Origin of the sequence: Dokdonia sp. Hel_I_53 (assembly GCF_007827465.1) — a bacterium.
Taxonomy (GTDB): domain Bacteria; phylum Bacteroidota; class Bacteroidia; order Flavobacteriales; family Flavobacteriaceae; genus Dokdonia.
In genome coordinates this window covers 514,526-534,348 of the sequence record NZ_VISL01000001.1, presented here as the reverse complement: position 1 = coordinate 534,348, position 19,823 = coordinate 514,526, and the positions used below count along the sequence as shown (strand labels likewise).

Here is a 19,823-nt window from a genome sequence, read left to right as displayed (position 1 = left end):
AACTTAATTGAAAACGTTAAAGATAACATTTTCTATCCTCTTTTTATCTTCATATTTAAGCAAAGAGCCAGAAGGAAGACATAGACCTTTCAGAAATAAATTTTCTGAAACATCTTCTCCATAGTAAGGGTAATAATTGTATAAAGGCTGTAAGTGCATTGGTTTCCAAAGTGGTCTAGACTCTATATTATTTTTTTCTAAAGCAATTCTTAGGTTTTCTTTGGTAATTCCACCCGACTTTAATGGATCAACTAATATGACGCTGAGCCAATGATTGGAAATGTAACTATTGGACTTTTCGGAATGAAGCTCTACACCTTCTATGTTTTTAAATAAATCTCTATACCAAATATTAAGTTGTCGTCTCGACTTGATATGTTGTTCTAAAACATCCATTTGGGCAACACCTATTTTTGCATTTAAATGCCCCATTCTATAATTGTAACCTATCTCAGAATGGTGATAATGTTCCGATACATCTTTTGCTTGAGTCGCTATTTTTAATCCTCTAAAATAATCTTCCTCGTTTTTACAAACTAAAATACCACCACCTCCAGAAGTGATGATTTTATTATAATTAAAAGATAAGATACCGTAATCAGCTAGAGTGCCGCATTTTCTATTTTTGTAAGAGCTACCTAAAGCTTCCGCACTATCTTCAATAACTTTTATGTCATTATCTTTCGCGAAAGCGTAAACGTCATCAAACTCAAAAGGCATTCCATATAGACTCGTAGCAATAAGTACTTTTGGAGAAATGTTTTTTGAGTTTAAATCTTTTACAGCGTTCTCAAGATACTGCTTATCTATATTCCACGTAACTTTTTCGCTATCTATAAATACAGGGATTGCTCCTTGGTATCTAATAGCGTTAGCGCATGCAATAAACGTGTGTGATTGACATAAAACGTAATCTCCCGAAGTAACACCAGCCAAGATTAAAGCAATATGAATCGCAGATGTTCCCGAATTTAAAGCCAAACATAGCTTATCAGTTTCTAGGTATTCTTTCACGCTCTTCTCAAAAGAATTCACATCCTCATAAATATCTGAATAAGATAGCTCGCCCTTTGATAATTTAAAGCTGTCGTTAAAATAATACGTAGGAGGTGATAGATAAATTCTCTTAACCATCTGTAATTGGGGTTCTGCGTAAGTTAAGGAAATAACGTACCAGCAAGAGATAGATTGCCGCAAGAATTAATAAAGAGGCTATTGAAATTACAATTTGGAGTTCCACACTTGATTTATATGAAAAACATACGACCACACACATAGTTAGTTGTATTATAAAATAATAAAAGGACGTTGCCATATGGCTGTGCTTTTGAGAATCTACAAATAACTGATACAAGTGATGCCTATGCGCTTCTGTGATTTTTTCTTTCATAAAAATACGTCGTATGATGGTCATGACACTATCTGCTCCATAAACAGAAACTAGAAGAATTGTGACAGGTGCTTTAAAATGATTATAAAAGCGAAGCACAACAAATAAAAAAATAACCGCCAGTGAAATACTACCTACATCTCCAGCAAAAAACAGTGCTTTTTTCCTAAAGTTATAAAAACCAAAAACCAGAACGGAGATTACTATAAAAAAAAGTAAATCTGGGTGAATAAATTCTTCTATAAAAGTATTGAAATAACTCAAAAAGCCAAAGACTGCTAGGGTATAAAAACCTGTAATCCCATTAATGCCGTCCATAAAGTTAAAGGCGTTGATAAAACCTACCGCTACTATCAAAAGAAGTGACATACCTAGTAACGGAAACACTTGTCCTATTTCCACAAGAACTAAAACAGCTGCCATAAATTGAAATGGTAATCTTAACCCAGGCGGCAAAGGTTTTAAATCATCCACAAAACTCAATCCGGCAATTAAGCTAACTCCTAAAAAAAGATATGGATATTCAAAACCACTACTAATAAAGAAAATTAGCAGTCCGATGTAAAATAAAACACCTCCTCCTCGTATCGTAATTTGTGTATGTGAACTCCTGTGGTTGGGCTTATCTATGATATTAAACCTATCAGCGATTTTTAAATAACCAATAGAAGATAAAATCAATAACACCAAAACAATAATATACAGCATTAGGATTTTTTAAATGATTGAATTGTTTTAATGAGGCCTTCCCTAGTACTCCAACCGGTAGTTAGTTGTAAAGATTTTTTTATCTTTTTATTACTCACTTCATACGACTCTGTCAGCTTTTGCAATCGGTCTTTATTTAATGGCAATCGCAAAACACCTCCTATTCCAGCAATCGCGTTAATCATCCGAGGGTTGACAGTTAGTAATATAGGCTTTTGACCTATTGCAGTGGCTATGGTTTCTATAAGCTCTTTTGTAGACAGAGCCTGGTCGTCAGCAAGATTAAAGACTCCTGAATCAGGCAACTGAACTATCAATTCTTTAATAATCATATTTACGGTATCAATAGACACAAAAGACCTTTTATTTTTATAGGCCGCAAGTGGATAAGGAATTCCTTTCAAAACGAATTGATATAATAAATTTAGATTGCCTTTATTACCAGGGCCATGAATCATGCATGGTCTGAGAATGTAAAGACGTTTATTTTCTGGTAATTCCTTGCTTAACAAATATTGCTCAGCTAATGCCTTAGATTTACCATAAACCGTTTGAGGTTTATAAGGATGGTTTTCTGTAAGCACTCCTTGCACTTCATCTGCAACGGCTTTTACCGAGCTAAAATATATAAAAACTTTAGCATCAGACTCTAGAAATAAATCAAAAAGTCGTTTTGTAAGTTCTGTATTTACATCATAGTATTCTTTATCATTTGAGGTTTTTTTTAAATCGTGTGCTTTTCCTGCCAAATGAATAAATGCATATGCACTACTAAAATCATTAACAGTAAGATTATTGTAATCTAAAGAAATGCTATTTTCCCGATTTCGCGAAAGCGGTATAACATTCCAATTTTTAGTCTCTAGAAAAGGTGATAGATTCTGTCCTACAAATCCACTTGCCCCAGAAATAATTAATTTATTGCTCATAGAGTTCTTGATAGATTTCAAAATGTTTTCTTACAACACTTAACTGGTCAAATTCTTTCTCGGCCTTAACTCTTGAAGCAAAACCCATTTTTAACATTACGTCTGGATTGAGGATTAACTCTTCAATTGCATTTGCTAGCTCAATAGTTGATTTTACAGGAACTTTAAACCCATTAACGCCTTCATTCACACATTCTCTACAACCTATAGCATTTGTAGTGACAATTGGCCTGCCTATAGCACAAGCTTCAATCAAGGTTCTGGGCATACCTTCTCTATAAGATGGTAAAACTACTATATGACAACTTCTATAGACTGCTACCATATCCTTTTGATAACCGATCCATTGTACATATTCGCCATCTTCCCAATCTTTTAGATAAGTAGAGCTTACACCTGCTTTGTTATCATTATCTGCGAGACCAGCTAATATAAATTGAATTTTGTTACGGTATTTATTTTTCAATAAATTTGTAGCTTCTCTAAGCTCAGCAACTCCTTTATCCCATAGCATTCTCACAGGAAATAAAATAAAAATTCTATCTCCAGTAGGCATTGGACTATGATTAAATTTTTTCAAATTTACACCAGAGCCTTTTATAAAAAAAATCTTGTTTTTTTCATTTAGAACCCCTAAGCTTTTAAGTTCTGAATAGTCATCATTATTCTGAAAAATAAAACCTAAATTTTTGTGCTTAAAACCTATTTTCATAAGTTGAAGCATAATCTTAGCTACAAAACCCTGATTATCACCAGTAAAATTATAGCCTAAGCCGCTTACAGCATTAACTACCGCTGGAATTTTAACAAATTTGGCTGCTAGAGAACCATATATCACTGGTTTTAAAGTGATGTGATGCACTATATCAGGTGTGATTTTTTTATATAATTTCCTAAATTCATTTAGAGTAAATAATTCTTTCAATGGATTAGTTCCCGATCTTGAAAATGAAAAATTAATAAACTTAACTCCACATTGAATGATTTCTTCTGAACGCCCAGTATCTTCTGCAGCTACGGTAACATCCCATCCTTTCTCTATAGCCGTCTGTGCAATACAGAGACGATGAGAGATAAAAAACCAGTCTACATTAACTACAAATAATATTTTCAGTGCTTTATTTTTCATTTTGAAAGATGAATATTTTTTTACAGATTATTAGATTTTATGTTTTTTTGGTAAGCATTGAAAAACATTTATCAGAAACTATAAATTATTTAACCCCACTGTAAAACCGATAAAACAAATATTCTGAAAAGGATGGATGATAATAAAGATTACTATTACAGTAAGAACGATCCATATAATTAAAGGCCTCTTTATTTATCTTAGTGGAAATAACTTCTGCTAGTAAAGGTAAACCGGTAGCATACTGCTTTAGTGGATAAGTGTGGAAGTTATCGTATGGTTCAACTTTTATCAATCCTTGTTTGAGAACGCCTCCTGTATCTACGCCACTATCTACTGTATGGATTGTAACTCCACAATTTTCCTTATCGTTATTAACGAGAGCCCAATATCCTCCATGGACGCCGCGATACTGAGGTGTAATACCTACATGCGTATTTATAAAAGTAGCATTACAAGATTTAAGTATTCTGTCACTAATTATTCTAGTACCATTTACAATAATAATTTCAGGAGCTAACTGGCTTATTAGGTTAAGAGCAACATTATTGTTTATAGAAGCTAATAAAAAACATTTCTCCTTAGGGATGGGAGAACTATCTAGATCCAACAATTTTTTTAATGAACGTATTTTTTTTTTAGAAATTAACCTTAAAATTTTAGAAGTAATTACCTGAAAAAAAAGTTGATTAATAACTTTAAAATAGCCTAATTTTTTCACCCTGCCCTTCAGTAGCTTTTTGGATGAAACGGGCTGTTCAATAATTACTCTTTCAATATCAAATTGTTTTGACAAATAATTATAAACATATTTTGTGCTTTCTCCTGCTCCACCTAATATTATAATTTTCATTTTTCTAAGATTCTATTTGCGAGATCTTTCATAGTCAAAGATTCAAAATTATATGTATTGTTTAAGAGAATGTAATGCTCTAAAATTTTTCTCAAATTATTTAGGTTCTCAGATTTATTACGTCCAAAATTATGTGGATGCCACCATAAATGGTAAACCTCACCATTTTTTGCCGCATATGACATAGATTTTTTAATCCGTTCAATTTTTAAATTTTCCAGAAAGGATAATCTTTTACTATAAGGACGGAGAAAGCTGCTTGAGCGAATATTTAAAATTTTATCATTATACTGATCATCAATTGTATATGTGTTATGCCCTGATATATTAAAATATGCGTCTAATAGTCGAAAACCTCTTTTAATAATATGTTGTTTATTATCTGGATTGCTCTTGTATATTATAGACTTTTCTGTGCCTCTATAAGCTAATAGTCCTAGATTATAACAGAGGTCTAAATATTCTTTTTGAATTTGATTTCTGGGAAATATAATTGTCTCTATATTAAGATTATATTTTTTTGCTGTTTCAAGAGCAGTTTTTATATCATTTTCAAAGGATAAAATATCTTGTCCCTCTTCCAAACAATAATAATGAGAATACGTATGTGTTGAAACTTCTATATGGGGTTGTTTCAGTAAAAACTGTGTTAAACTCCATCCGTAGTGATAAGGATCATCACATTCATCTTCACCCAACTCTTCCTCCATTGATTGAAACGGTGACAATTTTTTATTTGAATAATCTGGCTTATTATGTAAGGAGGATTTGAAAAACTCATCCTTGTCTTTGTGAAATAAAAAGCCTACAGTTGCAAATGATGCTCTAACATTATATTTACGAAAAAGCTCAACCATGTTTACAATTGCATTTCGACCACCAAGTATAGCATCACCATAAGTTTCGACACTTCGTTTGTCTCTAACTCCCCACATTAATTCATAATCTAAAGATATTACGAATGTACCATTACTATTGTGCATTGTATCTAGTTATTTGTAAACAAAAAATCCAAAAAAATTATGCTTTATTATTTAATTATCACTTTCTAATTAAAAATTTGTTCATATTGTATTGAAAATTTTCATAATGAAAAAGTCTGGACTGTAATGTCTTACTTTTCATAAGAGCTATAGAATCTTTCGGCATTCCAAGAACATTTTCAATTTGTTTCGTGATATTATCGATGTTGTTTGTATCTAACCAATAACCATTTTCACCCTCCTTTAAATAATCAGATAAATTACTGCTTGGATTTGTTAAAACAGGAATTCCACAGCTAATAGACTCGACAAATTTAGTAGGAAACCCAGCTTCGGTTATTAAACTTTTATCTCTTAAAAAGATCGAAAAATCAGCATTTTTAAGGTATGTTAGTGCATCATTATGCGGAACTCTACCAAGAAATTTTATTTTACTTTCTAATTCTGAGAGAATATCTGCAGATTCTGGGTAAATAGCTAAGTAATCATTTTTAGAGATACCAATTATTTTTAATTCAAAAGAATTGATTCTTTTACTTAGCCTGTAAAAAGAATTCACTATGAGATCTATTCTGTCTTTACCATTGACTTTTTTAGATAAAGCAGGCGAACCAGCATACACAAATTTTACTACTTCACTATTTTTTTCAGCATATAGGTCCCTTTGTTTCCATTTCTCATCTTCCAAATCTACTAAAGGTGGTAATTGAGTAATTTTCAACCCTTTCACATTTTTATAATAATTTGTTAAAAATGTACTTATTGTTATGATTCCGTTAATACTTTTATGGACAGACTTCATTCTTAATTTGACATCAAAACTTTTTATAATTTTTTTAAATATATTTCTTTCTTTAGTTGTGACATACCATTCTGTACAATCAGAATAAACTTCTATATCTCTTCTTTTGCAAAATTGATTAATCATTAAGAAAGAAATAGAAGGTAAATTATACCCAACAACTGCTTTAACATTCGTTGAAGAATTAATAATCTTCTTGTAATATTTTACTGCTGTTATATACCTTAACCAAGATAGCGGGTTTTCTGGATATTTTTGAGAGTAACTGTCAAAATTATAAAATCTCAACTTTTTAGCAACTTCAGAGTCAATCTTTGTTAACCCGATGAATTTTACATCATAACCTAATGAATTAAATAATTTTGCATTCCCAATTACCCTTTGAGCTGCGGCATTTCTGTCAGGTAATTCAAACCCTCCTATATATATTATAGTTCCTTTATCCATTATATTGATTCACTCCAAACAGTGCGTTTTATATAATCCGTATAACTCAGTATGATACGCACAACTTTCTCGCTTACGTTAGGCATACTATAATCTACAACAGTTCTAAAATTACGACTAGCACCTCTTTCTTGTCTCTTGAGTTGTAAAAGACCTTGTAAAATTCTTTCTGGTGATAAGCCTACCATCATTACAGAGGCTTCCTCCATAGCTTCGGGACGTTCGTGTGCCTGTCTTATATTAAGAGCAGGAAAGTTGAGTATAGAGGATTCTTCAGAAATTGTACCACTATCTGATAACACAGCATAACTATACATTTGCAGTGCATTATAATCGTGAAAACCTAGAGGCTTTAAAAACTGTACATGATTGTGCATCTCAATGTTTTTCTTATTGATCATATTTCGAGTACGTGGATGGGTACTTACAATGATAGGTTTATTATAGGTATCGGCGATATCGTTTAACCCATGCATAAGATTTTTGAAATTGAGCTCACTACTTATATTTTCCTCACGGTGAGCAGAAACAACAAAATAATTCTCTTTTTTAAGGTTTAACCGAGATAGAACATCACTTCCTTTAATCTTAGGTAAGTAGTGATTAAGAACTTCAAACATAGGACTCCCCGTTTTTATAATTCTATCTGCTGGTAATCCTTCTTTTAGTAAGTATTCTCTAGCAATATCGCTATAGGTCAAGTTAACATCTGCTGTGTGATCAACTATTTTCCTATTTGTCTCTTCTGGTACACGTTGATCAAAGCAACGATTTCCTGCCTCCATATGAAATATAGGTATGTGGCGCTTTTTTGCAGGAATAGCGCATAAACAGCTATTGGTATCTCCTAAAACTAAGAATGCATCTGGATTAATTTCTTCTAGAAGAGGATCTATTTTTATAAGAATATTCCCTATTGTTTCAGTAGCAGATTTACCTGCGGCCTCAAGAAAGTAATCTGGTTTTCTTATAGCAAGGTCATCAAAAAATATCTGATTAAGTTCATAATCATAATTTTGACCAGTATGAACTAAAATATGCTCAATGGCTTCAGAGGCATCAAGTGCATCTAGTACCCTTGATAAACGTATAATCTCTGGACGCGTACCTACGACGGTCATTACTTTTAATCTCTTCATATTTTTTACTTAAACTTCTTCATAATAGGTATCTGCATCAGCTGCATCATAAGGTTCGTTAATCCAAAAATTAGTATACAAAACGTCATTACCTATATTTTTTATATTATGAGTGTACCATATAGGCATATCTACAAACGCTGGCTCATCACCATCGAGATAAAAATCTAATACCTCATCAGTACCTATTTTTCTTAATTGTATTAAAGCTTTTCCTTTAATAACTGCAAAACGCTCTATCTTTCTAGTATGATAATGATTTCCTCTTGTTATACCAGGCATAGTAGTCGAAAATGAGACTTGCCCTCCTATTCCTAATCTAATTATTTCAACAAAACTACCTCTTGGATCGGTATGTTGCGTAAATTTTACAGGAAAGTGTGATTTTATATCCATATAACATCGATAAGTATTAAATAGATGTAATTCAAAAGTGTTGGTTATAACTGGAATCACTCCAAGATCCTGATATGTGGTCTTAAAGCTTTGAAAGTAATTTAAAACTTCTGAAACTTTCGCGACAGCGGTATGAGAAATTACATACTCAGGTTCGTGTACACTATCATTAATTTTATCTAAAACTTCTTGAACAAGCTCTAAAACATAGATAAGCTTAAGCTCACCATCAACTTGAATAGTAGGCTCCTCTCCACTTGAAATCTGGTGTGCAAATGTTGCCACAACCGAGTTGTAATAAGGTTTACCAAAAGGGCCAAAAACATTAGGAACAATCATTCCTGTAAATACAGCTCCAACTTGTTCAGCCCAGCTTTTGAGTAATTCTCTTGCTTTCTTTTTTGAAGATCCATAAAGATTTTCTCTATCTTCTTGAGATGACGAAGAAAAAAGTACGTGGGCTTTAGAGTTGGTTCTCTCTAAAGAGGATATAAGGTTTTCTGTAAGTGTAATATTGGTGTCATATATAACTTGAGGATTATCGTGCCTATTCATACCAGCAAGATGCACAATTGCATCACATCTGCTTACAAATTCATCCATCTTAGAACCATCTTCAAAAAAAGTACGGTTAAAGGGAACTAATGTAAAATTTTCAGGTTTGGTATTAATCAACATTTTAAGATGTTTACCTACAAAACCAGTTTCTCCTGTTATTCCTATAAATTTCATAAAACTTTTTACTATTATATTAGGGCTGAATTATTGACCACTAATATCAAAATTTGAAGATAACTATCTGAAAATTTAATTATTAAAATAATTGAGATCATATTTGTATTCGTCATCTATTTCTCCCATTAAATAATCTGAGAATACAAGAATTGTTGCATCTTCTGTGATAGAACTAATTCTCGTAATATATCCTTCTGGTACAAATAGTATATCTCCGCTTTTCGCGAAAATAAGAAAACTCTCAATATATGCGCTAGGATTGGGGACTTTCCAATTGTTGACTTTAATAACATCAATTTTTGCTCGTCCAACTGAAGTAGTAAACCACCTCTTCTGAATTTGATGACCTTGCCATCCACGAACTGGATTTTCTTTACTATTAGTTATTGAGTACATTCTTTTGATTTTCGATGCATCAAAGTCATTATTATAAACTAATTCTCCTCGAGAGTCTCTGAATGACCCTCCTTTTATAATATGAGGAAATTCTTTCATAATGATTAATTCAAATATTGAGAAACATCTTCATTAAATACTTGCTTTTTAATAAGTGGCAAGTTAGAAAGTAAACGTTTCATTCCTTCGACATTTTCCTGCTTTGTGTTATGAGAATTGTAATCTTCTATGTCAGATGCAGCTTCTTCACCCTCCGAAAAATATTGTGCATAATTTAAATCTCTATTGTCTGCAGGAATACGGTAAAACTCTCCCATATCTTCTGCCTTTAGCATCTCTTCTCTGGTACAAAGGGTTTCATATAATTTTTCTCCATGTCTGGTGCCAATAATATTTATTTCATTATCTGCTTGACATAGTTCCTTTAAGGCTTGAGCAAGATCGCCTATCTTTCCTGCTGGTGCTTTATTCACAAATAAATCACCAGCATTTCCGTGCTCAAAAGCAAAAAGAACAAGCTCTACAGCCTCTTCTAGAGACATAAGAAAACGTGTCATACTAGGATCTGTAATAGTGATTGGGTTTCCTTCTTGAATTTGTTTAAGAAATAATGGAATAACAGAACCTCTAGAAGCCATTACATTGCCATACCGTGTTAGACATACAGTAGTATCGGGATTATTACGCGATGCAGCTACGGCGACTTTTTCCATAAGTGCTTTAGAAATTCCCATAGCATTTATAGGGTAAGCGGCTTTATCTGTGCTTAAGCAAATTACTTTTTTTACTTTATTAAATGCTGCTGCATCGATTACATTCTGTGTCCCAAATACGTTAGTCCTAGTTGCCTCTAATGGAAAAAACTCGCATGATGGTACTTGTTTTAAAGCTGCTGCATGAAAAATATAATCCACTCCTCGTGTAGCTCTTTCAATACTATCATAGTTTCGTACGTCCCCTATATAAAATTTTAGCTTGCTATTTTTGATAGTTGTACGCATATCGTCTTGTTTCTTTTCGTCCCGAGAGAAAATTCTAATCTCACTGAAATGATCAGTATTTAGAAAGCGTTGTAACACAGCGTTACCAAAAGACCCTGTTCCACCAGTAATCAACAAGGTTTTATTTTTAATTTTCATAATTTATATTTTTAATATGCTTATTCCCAAAAGAATAAATATGAGTCTATTTTTGAAATTCCATCAACGTTAGCTATAATAAAATAAGCAATTGAAATTAGAGTTAAAAAAAAACTACTAATATTTGCAACCGGCCGGTTCTTCAAATTTTTAATGGTATTAGGAATAAGTACAATAATTCCTATCATAAAATAATAAGATAACCTGCTTAACAAAGACAATTGACTGGACAAGAGTATAAAAACACAACCTATTAAACTCATTATAAAAAAAGAAATATCTATTTTAGACAACTCTCTAATTCTTATGTTATCTAAAAACCATAAAAACATTATTATAGCAGGAAGTGAAAAAGAGAAAACTATAAATATAAAACTCGTCCTACTTTCATCTGCAGTATCTAGGTATTGAGTATTGTACTTATTTGCGCTTAGCGAAAATATTTGATTAAAAATAATTTCATTAAATACTCCTATTACTAAAATGGCTAAAAAAATCAAAAATATGATTTTAAAGTTATATTTTCTGATTTGAAAAATAATATATACTGGAGCAAAAACTATTGCAGATTGATGAAAGAGTGTTGCTAAAAGTATAATTAAGATATACCAAATTAGTTTTTTTTGTAGTGCTAAATGTATTGCTATAAGAGTTAGACCTATCGCTATACTCTGTCGAATTCCTGTCATTGTGAAAGCAAATAAGCCAACAGTAAAATGAAGAAAAAAGGACATCCCTATGTTTTTGGAATATTTGTAAAAAAACCAAGAAAATAGAATTAAAATAATTAGACTCACTGTAAAAATAAAACCTTGAGGTGAAATATTCATTAAGCTTAGAATCTTTTGGAAAATCATATAACCAGATTCCGTCTTAGTTTCTAAAGTGAAATATCTTTCCACATCTTTATATCTTTCTAGGTATCGAATAACGTCGTTTCCCACGGATCTATGGCGAAGCCCCATCAATAATAATAATCCTCCACCCAATAAAAAAGTTAATTTTTTATCCCCTATGCCTGAGTCTCTAACTTTTGATAAAAAGGTTAAAATTAGACAATAGATAATATAAACGTAATAGATGACCATTTTCTACTTTATGAATTTAGGACGTGTTCGTATATGGAAACGATTTTCATCATATTTACAGCTGGACTAAACATTTCAATTGCTTTTTTTCTCCCATTCAAACCCAATTCTTGAATCTTCTCAGGATCATTGCATAAATTATTTATAGCATTAGCTAGGTCTTTAGGTTTATGATTTTCGACTAAAATCCCATTAACATTATGATCAATAATTTCATCCATACCTTCTATGGAAGTTCCAATCACTGGTTTGCCATATGCAAATGCTTCTATTGCTGGTCTTGAGAAATGTGGTACTGTAAATGGAGTCAATAAGACATCACAGGCGTTTATATATTCATATGGATCTGTTAATATACCGAGAAATGTTACGTTAGTGCTACTTGAAATTTTATTAAATTTTTCACGCATTACTGTAGAATTATTAAAAAGATTTTTAATTTTTTGCATAAACCCCGTAACACTCAAATTAGAAATTCCTCCAGCTATTAAAACCTCTATATTCTTATTAATGTAAGGTATTGCATCTGCTAAAGTACCAAAACCTTTAATATATGCTGTACCCCCAAGAAATAAAACATTTCTTTTCTTATGCTCAGTTATTGTATTAGAATAAGTCTGTGGGATATTAATAAAATTGTAAACTACACTAGAATTTTCAAAAATTCCTAAGCGACTCTGATTGTCCTTGCTTATGTTAATAATATGATTAGAATTTTTAGCGATTAAATATTTAAGTATGCTATACCTTAAACCAATATACCCCTTCGTAATGGCCTCCCTATTATGCAAAACAATCCTACTCCCCAGTGCGCGACCAGCAAAAGCCCAACTGGTTAGTACATGAGAGTTTAAATGAAGAATGTCATATTGTTGGGTTTTCAGATATTTTGGTGCCTTTATAAAAGCGACGTAGAACCATAAAAATGCTACTAATAAATAATACGGGAAGTAATACCATTGCTTTTTACCTGTTTCATTATGGCAAAAATTATGTGTGGTCGCACCTATAACTTCCGTAGTTATTCCTTGGTCTTTGAATAATTGAACATGCTTACCGTCTGTCAGACAAGCTATTTTTGTTTCAAACTTCTCCTTATCTAGGTTTTTGATCAAATTGAGAAGGCTTATTGGAGCACCCCCAATTCCTGTACCATGATGAATATATAATATCTTTGTTTTTTTTTTCATGATCAATCACATACTTCAAGGCTTAAACAAAATATCATTGTCTTTAAAGTTCTTAGTGTAAGCAGCATAACTCATTTTTTTAAAAATTTCTTTATATAATCAACATTGAGAATAAAAAGCGCTTCTAAATAATTTTTGAAGCTTACCTGAGTCATTCTAAAAACCAAAAAACGCCACCCTGGCACAAATAATAATATCGTTGATACTGTCATTCCAATAGCTGCTCCTAATAAGCTAAACTTTGCTCCTATCATAATACATATTGGTGTAATTACCAATGTTGCAATATTCCAAATAAATTCAAGATCTGTTCTTCCAGTAGCGACTACAAGACTTCCTACAGGTGATGAGATCGCACGTATTAACATAAATATAGATAGAATGCGAACCAATAATATGGCTTCACCAAAACCTGATCCATAAAACAATTGAACAAAAAATGGCGAGAATATAAATAATATAATATATACAGGTATATTAACAGTTGCTACAAGATTAATCAATTTTAAATATCCTTTCTGCAGTTGCTCTCGGGAGTTTTGTAATAAAGCGAGCGTTGGAGAAGCAACCTTAATTACAATCGGGTTTAGAATTTGCATGGGGCGCATCACTAGCTGCTTTGCCAAACTATATACTCCAAGTGCCTCTGCAGGAAAAAATTTACCTATGATTAAAATATCTAAATCACGGTTAAAATAATTAATAACTTGCGACCCCACTTGATACCCACCTACCTTTACAAAAGGAATGGTTTCTGAAATTTTGAAATGAAATTGAAGCCCGTACTTAATCAAACCTAAAATAAAAACACAAATATTTGATATTGTATACTGTAAGAGATATGAATAGATAAGTGAATAAATTCCATATCCATTGGATGCTAAGTAAACTGCGAAACCTAAAGATAAAATCGCAGAAAAAATGTCAATCAGGGCTACATGCCGAAATTGAAGAAGTTTTTGTTCCCGTGTTCTGAAAATTTGACCTAGACTAGAAATTATAAGATTCACACCTACTAGTGGGATTAAAAAATTTAAGATATTCTCCTCATAAAATAAAGCTATTAAAGGAGTAACTAAAAGTAATAGCCCATATACAACAAATCCTACTAATAGATTAAACCAGAATAACGTACTGTACTCTTTCTCTGAGATTTCAGATTTATGTAAAATACCTGCAGATAGCCCCATCTCATTAAATACACTCATAAATCCCATTACAAAAGTAACAAGAGCCATTAGGCCAAATTCCTCTTTTTCTAATAAACGTGCTAAAATGGAAACCTTCAATATAGCAATTACTGCTAAAGATAAAGTCCCTATACCTGACCATTTAGCTCCTGAAAAAATTTGCCTTTTCAAACTCATTAAATAAAAATATCAGATGCATTTTCCAGATTTTGCTGCAATTTTTCATGACCTATTTCTGAAATTAGAATGGATCTATTATGAGTAATTTGTTCCTCAGTCAACAAATTAAAAGCGTCTGAATTGTTCAAATCACTATTAATAGAGAAGATATGAACGTTTATTCTCTTAAGGTAGTTGTATGTTGTATTTCTCTTATCTAAGAAGACCTTTGCCCCCATCCACAACATGGTCATAATATTACCCACTGCTTGCTGTCTATAATTATTCATGATTACAATTCCACATTGCTCTAAATAAGAATTATACTCGTGTAATGGCATAAAATTAATTAATGGTAAAAAATTATTGTTAAATAATTCAACTCCATATTTCTCAATTAAGACAGCACATTTGGGATCTCCATAACTTAATGGACAAATAATTTTCCTATCTCCTATACCTTTGGATTTAAGTATATCTAAAGCATCTATGTGGTTACCAGACATGTTTGAAGAATTTCCTAATAATATATTGTGCCCTTTTACTTTAGCATTTATATTATTTACCATTTTCTCTATTGGGTAGTAAGAAAATTTGAGAAAATTCACATCTTTATTTTTTAATACTTCCGCTATTTCATCAAATTCTTCCTTGTAAAGGATCCCAATAAAGTTTACTTTTTTTGAGGCTTTATATATTTCTTTAAATGGTCCTAAGGTTGACTTTGTGTATAAGTAAAATAAATCTCTAAAATAGTTTTTTACAAACCGAGAGATATTTTTACTAAAACTATTTAATCGAAAATAACTTTTAGTTTTATTTCCATATAATGTTGATTGGATCTTAAATTTAGGATTTTCGTGATATTCTTTTCCAAAGAGCATCCATATAACTCTAATACCGCTATGCAAAAAATTTACAAAAACACTAGAGTGATAGAAAAGGCCATGGATAACTAAAGTAGACTCAGTAGTAACAGTACTAGATAATTTTTTTAGTGATTTTGTGTCTTGTGATATTTTAGTAATATTTCTCCCCTCTTTCACATGAATTAACACGCTGTCTTTTTCAGGAACTAAAATATAGAACTGATTCTTACCTGGAAAAGATTCTTCAAACAACCAGTTTGCATTGTTGATGAATTTCTCATCAGTAGCTATATGTATAATATCACTCAAACTATAGGTCTTTAAAAAATTTCAAAACCGTGTCGATGATAAGGGTTTGCTGTATTTTATTTAATTCATAAAATAGCGGCAATCTCACAAGACAATCTGAATAATGATCTGCCATTGTTAGGCTATCACCTTGATATTGGTTTGTGAAATATGGACTTTTATGTAATGATAGATAGTGAAAAACAGCCAAAATATCATTTGATTTCAAATAGCTAAGGAAGTCTTTACGTTGCTTTTTATCCTTACAGACTATATAATACATGTGTGCATTATTTGTTGCAAAATTCGGAATAAATGGCAGCTTCGCGTCTTTTAATATATTAGAATTCCTTCTAAACGCTTGATCATATCTATTCCAAATTTCCTTACGCTTATCTTGTATACTATCTATATTTTCTAATTGCGCAAATAAAAACGCTGCAATGATGTCGCTAGGCAAAAAAGAGCTTCCTATATCTACCCATCCATATTTATCAACCTCTCCTCTAAAAAACTGAGAACGATTGGTCCCCTTTTCTCTTATAATTTCAGCACGTTTATTAAATCGGTTATCATTTATGACAAGTAAGCCACCTTCACCAGAAATTATATTTTTAGTTTCATGAAAAGAAAATGCAGCAAGATGACCTATCGACCCTAATCTCTTTTTTTCTCCTTTATAATTTGTATAATAGCTATCAATAGCCTGAGCGGCATCTTCTATTACAAACAAATTATTTTTTTTTGCAATTCTCATTATGATATCCATATCACAAGCTACTCCCGCATAATGAACAGGAACAATTGCTTTTGTACGCGCTGTTATAAGAGTTTCAATGCTAGATTCATCAATACCTGGATGGTCCTTTCTACTATCTGCAAAAATTATTTTTGCACCTCTCAACACAAACGCGTTAGAAGTGGATACAAAAGTATATGAGGGCATGATCACTTCATCGCCAGGCTGAATATCAATGAGAATAGCAGCCATTTCCAAAGCATCCGTACAAGAAGTTGTAAGTAAAGCCTTTTTAAATCCATAATTCTCTTGAAAAAGAGCATGACACTTTTTTGTAAAAAGACCGTCACCTGAAATTTTACCTGAATTTACAGATTCCTCGATATATAATGTTTCTTTACCAGTGAAATATGGTTTGTTAAATGGTATCTTCATTTAAGTTTCTGTCTTAATCTTTTAAAAGAATATATTTCACCTGAATCGTCTACTGCTTTTAAAATAGCAATCGCACCAGATTTGCAGGCTACTAAAGGAAATCCATCCTTATACATGAAAATCTTTCCTTCGCAGTTATGTTCAAATTTGTACTTTGGTAATGCTTTTACTTCAATTAATCTTAATAAAGTATCATCACTTAGAAATGTTATTGCTCCACTATATGGATAACTAACAGCATTCACAAATCGTTCAATTGAAACCGCATTTGTTTTCCAATTAATCAAATAATCATCTTCATCTCTCCAAAGACTATATGTAGCTAGTTCTTCATTTTGTGGAATTGCATCTAACGATCCTGTTTCGTGAAGAATTTTAAAAATTTTTTTAATTATTCTAACATAGATTTTTGACATTATATCAATGGCATCATTAATTTTAATTGGATATTCAATTAATTCTTTCTCTTGAGTAATTATATCGCCTTCATCCATCATTTTAGAAGCAAAAATAGCTGTAGCGCCTATTGTTTTTTCTCCATTTATTAGCATATTTACTAGTGGTGAAAAGCCCCTGTATTTAGGCAATAGTGAATCATGTATTACAATAAGATTTTTACAGTCATTAATTAGCCACTTCCACCCTATTGCAACACCATAGTCAGTTTCTTTGATTTCATGACTAACTCGATCAAAAACACTTATACCTTCTTTAGTACAAAGAGTTTTAATTTCGTTATAATAATCTTCTTTATTCCCTTTGTCTCTAGCTATAACGATTTGAGACAAACTATTCTTGTATGTTAGATTGCCTACCAAATATTTTAAGCAATCAAAACCTTTTTTAGTTAAAAGATATAATGTAAATTTTGACATATTTTTTAAGATATTCCTTGTAGATACCTGTGATAGGCACTTTTTACCTTTTCTTGTAATATATTATTTAGATCATAATCATTTATGAATTTCATTTTATAAGCAATTTCTTCCAAGCAAGCTATCTTTAATCCTGTCCTTTTCTCTACTGCTTTAACAAACTCCGTGGCTTCCGTAAGCGCTTCATGGGTACCCGTATCTAACCAAGCATAACCTCGACTCAAAATTTGCATTTTGAGCTGTTCTCTTTTGAGGTACTCTTGATTAACTGAAGTGATTTCTAGCTCTCCTCTATGTGATGGCTTTACTTTTTTTGCAATCTCAACTACAGAATTAGGATAATAATACAAACCTACAACCGCAAAGTTAGACTTAGGGTTTTCTGGTTTTTCTTCAATACTTAAAACATTATTTTCTGCGTCAAACTCTGCAACTCCATAACGTTCTGGATCGTTTACATAATTTCCAAAAACAACAGCTTTATTTTCTTGGGCTACAGTTTGAACGGCTTCTGCCAATAGTTTTTGAAGTCCAGCTCCATAGAATATATTGTCTCCAAGTACTAAACAAACATCATCATTTCCAATAAATTCTTCACCTATAATAAAGGCTTGGGCCAGCCCATCAGGGGAAGGCTGCTCCTTATAACTTAAATTAATTCCAAATCTAGATCCATCTCCTAATAGTCTTTCAAAATTAGGGAGATCGTGTGGGGTAGAGATGATGAGAATTTCACGTATTCCTGATAACATCAAGACTGAAAGTGGATAATATATCATTGGTTTATCGTAAATAGGCAGTAACTGCTTACTCACGGCAAGAGTCAAGGGATGTAAACGTGTGCCAGATCCACCAGCAAGTATGATTCCTTTCATAATTTATTTAGTATACATTGATGTATAGTACTCCCTGTAAGCCCCAGAAGTTACATTAGCTAACCATTCTGTATTGGAAAGAAACCAGTCAACCGTTTTCTCTAAACCTTCTTCGAAAGTTACTGTAGGTTTCCAATTTAATTCTTTACTTATTTTACTGGCATCAATAGCATAACGCACATCATGGCCTGGTCTATCTTTTACGTATGTGATGAGTTTTTCAGAAGTTCCTATCGCTCTCCCTAACTTTTCATCCATCACTTTACAAAGTAAGCGCACAAGATCAATATTCTTCCATTCATTAAAACCACCTATATTATAAGTTTCGTGATTTTTTCCTTTATGGAATGCTAGATCTATTGCTATAGCATGATCCACAACATATAACCAATCACGTGTATAATTACCATCTCCATATACAGGTAATGGTTTATAATTAATAATATTATTAATAAAAAGCGGTATTAGCTTCTCTGGAAAATGATTAGGTCCGTAGTTATTTGAACAATTTGATATAACATATGGAAGTCCGTATGTTTCACCGTATGCTCTTACAAAGTGATCTGAGCTAGCTTTAGAAGCTGAATATGGAGAATTAGGATCATAACTTGTCGTTTCAGTAAATAAACCTGATTCACCTAATGATCCATAAACTTCATCAGTGCTTACATGGTAAAAACGTTTATCTTTAAAGTTGCCTTCCCATACACCTTTAAAAGCATTTAAAAGATTTACTGTCCCTACTATATTTGTAGTAACAAAACTAATAGGATCCTTAATAGATCGGTCTACATGAGACTCTGCAGCCAAATGAATAACTCCTGTAAATTTATGTTCTTGGAATAACTTATTTATAAATACAGTGTCGGTTATATCTCCTTTCACAAAAAAATAATTAGGTCTATTCTCAATATCCCTTAGATTTTCTAAATTACCCGCATAGGTAAGAGCATCAAGATTATAAATATCTACCTCAGGATAATTTGTTACAAACCTTCTTACTACATGAGAACCAATAAAACCCGCTCCACCAGTAATCAGTATCGTTTTTTTGTTTTCCATTTATTTT

General features: G+C 31.9%; 19 protein-coding genes. All 19 read right to left on the bottom strand.

The features are described 5' to 3' along the window. Window positions 1–3 precede the first annotated feature (3 nt). The 19 genes from OD90_RS02390 to rfbB all read right to left on the bottom strand — a co-directional run bounded on the left by OD90_RS02390 (window position 4) and on the right by rfbB (window position 19,816). The gene (locus OD90_RS02390; RefSeq protein ID WP_144666040.1) at window positions 4–1,134 is read right to left on the bottom strand and encodes a DegT/DnrJ/EryC1/StrS family aminotransferase; all 1,131 of its coding nucleotides are present in this window, start codon (window positions 1,132–1,134) and stop codon (window positions 4–6) included. Then, a complete protein-coding gene (locus tag OD90_RS02385; protein WP_144666037.1) occupies window positions 1,127–2,098 on the bottom strand; it encodes an MraY family glycosyltransferase in 972 nt (323 codons plus the stop codon). Before OD90_RS02385 ends, OD90_RS02390 begins: the two co-directional genes overlap by 8 nt. Next, window positions 2,098–3,027, bottom strand: coding sequence for an NAD-dependent epimerase/dehydratase family protein (locus OD90_RS02380; protein ID WP_144666034.1), 930 nt, complete (start codon window positions 3,025–3,027; stop codon window positions 2,098–2,100). Before OD90_RS02380 ends, OD90_RS02385 begins: the two co-directional genes overlap by 1 nt. Continuing rightward, window positions 3,017–4,156: a glycosyltransferase family 4 protein gene (locus tag OD90_RS02375; protein WP_144666031.1), complete on the bottom strand. Its 1,140-nt coding sequence runs from the start codon at window positions 4,154–4,156 to the stop codon at window positions 3,017–3,019. Before OD90_RS02375 ends, OD90_RS02380 begins: the two co-directional genes overlap by 11 nt. 85 nt (window positions 4,157–4,241) lie before the next feature. Beyond that, window positions 4,242–5,009 carry a formyl transferase gene (locus tag OD90_RS02370; protein ID WP_144666028.1) on the bottom strand — a complete coding sequence of 256 codons (768 nt, stop codon included), beginning with the start codon at window positions 5,007–5,009 and terminating at the stop codon, window positions 4,242–4,244. Continuing rightward, the gene (locus tag OD90_RS02365) at window positions 5,006–5,992 is read right to left on the bottom strand and encodes a polysaccharide deacetylase family protein (RefSeq protein WP_144666025.1); all 987 of its coding nucleotides are present in this window, start codon (window positions 5,990–5,992) and stop codon (window positions 5,006–5,008) included. The genes OD90_RS02370 and OD90_RS02365 overlap by 4 nt, the downstream gene beginning before the upstream one ends. A 58-nt stretch (window positions 5,993–6,050) precedes the next feature. Then, window positions 6,051–7,241 carry a glycosyltransferase gene (locus OD90_RS02360; protein ID WP_144666021.1) on the bottom strand — a complete coding sequence of 397 codons (1,191 nt, stop codon included), beginning with the start codon at window positions 7,239–7,241 and terminating at the stop codon, window positions 6,051–6,053. Beyond that, window positions 7,241–8,380 (bottom strand): non-hydrolyzing UDP-N-acetylglucosamine 2-epimerase, encoded by a 1,140-nt coding sequence (wecB, locus tag OD90_RS02355; protein WP_144666018.1) that lies wholly within the window; start codon window positions 8,378–8,380, stop codon window positions 7,241–7,243. Before wecB ends, OD90_RS02360 begins: the two co-directional genes overlap by 1 nt. A gap of 9 nt (window positions 8,381–8,389) precedes the next feature. Continuing rightward, entirely contained in the window at window positions 8,390–9,508 is a 1,119-nt protein-coding gene (locus tag OD90_RS02350; protein WP_144666015.1) for an NAD-dependent epimerase/dehydratase family protein, read from the bottom strand. A gap of 75 nt (window positions 9,509–9,583) precedes the next feature. Next, window positions 9,584–10,006 (bottom strand): WxcM-like domain-containing protein, encoded by a 423-nt coding sequence (locus OD90_RS02345; RefSeq protein ID WP_144666012.1) that lies wholly within the window; start codon window positions 10,004–10,006, stop codon window positions 9,584–9,586. Between the two features lie 5 nt (window positions 10,007–10,011). Beyond that, a complete protein-coding gene (locus tag OD90_RS02340; RefSeq protein ID WP_144666009.1) occupies window positions 10,012–11,046 on the bottom strand; it encodes a polysaccharide biosynthesis protein in 1,035 nt (344 codons plus the stop codon). A 20-nt stretch (window positions 11,047–11,066) separates the two neighbouring features. After that, window positions 11,067–12,134 (bottom strand): EpsG family protein, encoded by a 1,068-nt coding sequence (locus OD90_RS02335; RefSeq protein ID WP_144666006.1) that lies wholly within the window; start codon window positions 12,132–12,134, stop codon window positions 11,067–11,069. 8 nt (window positions 12,135–12,142) lie between these two features. Continuing rightward, window positions 12,143–13,324 carry a glycosyltransferase family 4 protein gene (locus OD90_RS02330; RefSeq protein ID WP_144666003.1) on the bottom strand — a complete coding sequence of 394 codons (1,182 nt, stop codon included), beginning with the start codon at window positions 13,322–13,324 and terminating at the stop codon, window positions 12,143–12,145. Window positions 13,325–13,395: 71 nt separating this feature from the next. Further along, window positions 13,396–14,685, bottom strand: a complete 1,290-nt coding sequence (locus OD90_RS02325) for an MOP flippase family protein (RefSeq protein WP_186434700.1) — start codon at window positions 14,683–14,685, stop codon at window positions 13,396–13,398. A 5-nt stretch (window positions 14,686–14,690) separates the two neighbouring features. Beyond that, entirely contained in the window at window positions 14,691–15,851 is a 1,161-nt protein-coding gene (locus tag OD90_RS02320; RefSeq protein WP_144665998.1) for a TDP-N-acetylfucosamine:lipid II N-acetylfucosaminyltransferase, read from the bottom strand. Window position 15,852: 1 nt separating this feature from the next. After that, window positions 15,853–17,004 carry a dTDP-4-amino-4,6-dideoxygalactose transaminase gene (rffA, locus tag OD90_RS02315; RefSeq protein WP_144665995.1) on the bottom strand — a complete coding sequence of 384 codons (1,152 nt, stop codon included), beginning with the start codon at window positions 17,002–17,004 and terminating at the stop codon, window positions 15,853–15,855. Next, a complete protein-coding gene (locus OD90_RS02310; RefSeq protein WP_144665992.1) occupies window positions 17,001–17,879 on the bottom strand; it encodes a methionyl-tRNA formyltransferase in 879 nt (292 codons plus the stop codon). The genes rffA and OD90_RS02310 overlap by 4 nt, the downstream gene beginning before the upstream one ends. Before the next feature lie 5 nt (window positions 17,880–17,884). After that, on the bottom strand, window positions 17,885–18,754 hold the full coding sequence (gene rfbA / locus OD90_RS02305; protein ID WP_144665989.1) for a glucose-1-phosphate thymidylyltransferase RfbA: 870 nt from the start codon (window positions 18,752–18,754) through the stop codon (window positions 17,885–17,887). 3 nt (window positions 18,755–18,757) lie between these two features. Beyond that, a complete protein-coding gene (rfbB, locus tag OD90_RS02300; RefSeq protein ID WP_144665986.1) occupies window positions 18,758–19,816 on the bottom strand; it encodes a dTDP-glucose 4,6-dehydratase in 1,059 nt (352 codons plus the stop codon). Window positions 19,817–19,823: the final 7 nt, after the last annotated feature.

Excerpts from the sequence above, each read along its gene's own strand:
- OD90_RS02330 (WP_144666003.1), bottom strand. The coding sequence starts at position 13,324 with ATGAAAAAAAAAACAAAGATATTATATATTCATCATGGTACAGGAATT.
- rfbB (WP_144665986.1), bottom strand. The coding sequence starts at position 19,816 with ATGGAAAACAAAAAAACGATACTGATTACTGGTGGAGCGGGTTTTATT.
- rfbA (WP_144665989.1), bottom strand. The coding sequence starts at position 18,754 with ATGAAAGGAATCATACTTGCTGGTGGATCTGGCACACGTTTACATCCC.
- wecB (WP_144666018.1), bottom strand. The coding sequence starts at position 8,380 with ATGAAGAGATTAAAAGTAATGACCGTCGTAGGTACGCGTCCAGAGATT.
- OD90_RS02365 (WP_144666025.1), bottom strand. The coding sequence starts at position 5,992 with ATGCACAATAGTAATGGTACATTCGTAATATCTTTAGATTATGAATTA.
- rffA (WP_144665995.1), bottom strand. The coding sequence starts at position 17,004 with ATGAAGATACCATTTAACAAACCATATTTCACTGGTAAAGAAACATTA.
- OD90_RS02350 (WP_144666015.1), bottom strand. The coding sequence starts at position 9,508 with ATGAAATTTATAGGAATAACAGGAGAAACTGGTTTTGTAGGTAAACAT.
- OD90_RS02375 (WP_144666031.1), bottom strand. The coding sequence starts at position 4,156 with ATGAAAAATAAAGCACTGAAAATATTATTTGTAGTTAATGTAGACTGG.
- OD90_RS02335 (WP_144666006.1), bottom strand. The coding sequence starts at position 12,134 with ATGGTCATCTATTACGTTTATATTATCTATTGTCTAATTTTAACCTTT.
- OD90_RS02340 (WP_144666009.1), bottom strand. The coding sequence starts at position 11,046 with ATGAAAATTAAAAATAAAACCTTGTTGATTACTGGTGGAACAGGGTCT.
- OD90_RS02370 (WP_144666028.1), bottom strand. The coding sequence starts at position 5,009 with ATGAAAATTATAATATTAGGTGGAGCAGGAGAAAGCACAAAATATGTT.
- OD90_RS02360 (WP_144666021.1), bottom strand. The coding sequence starts at position 7,241 with ATGGATAAAGGAACTATAATATATATAGGAGGGTTTGAATTACCTGAC.
- OD90_RS02390 (WP_144666040.1), bottom strand. The coding sequence starts at position 1,134 with ATGGTTAAGAGAATTTATCTATCACCTCCTACGTATTATTTTAACGAC.
- OD90_RS02310 (WP_144665992.1), bottom strand. The coding sequence starts at position 17,879 with ATGTCAAAATTTACATTATATCTTTTAACTAAAAAAGGTTTTGATTGC.
- OD90_RS02380 (WP_144666034.1), bottom strand. The coding sequence starts at position 3,027 with ATGAGCAATAAATTAATTATTTCTGGGGCAAGTGGATTTGTAGGACAG.
- OD90_RS02345 (WP_144666012.1), bottom strand. The coding sequence starts at position 10,006 with ATGAAAGAATTTCCTCATATTATAAAAGGAGGGTCATTCAGAGACTCT.
- OD90_RS02385 (WP_144666037.1), bottom strand. The coding sequence starts at position 2,098 with ATGCTGTATATTATTGTTTTGGTGTTATTGATTTTATCTTCTATTGGT.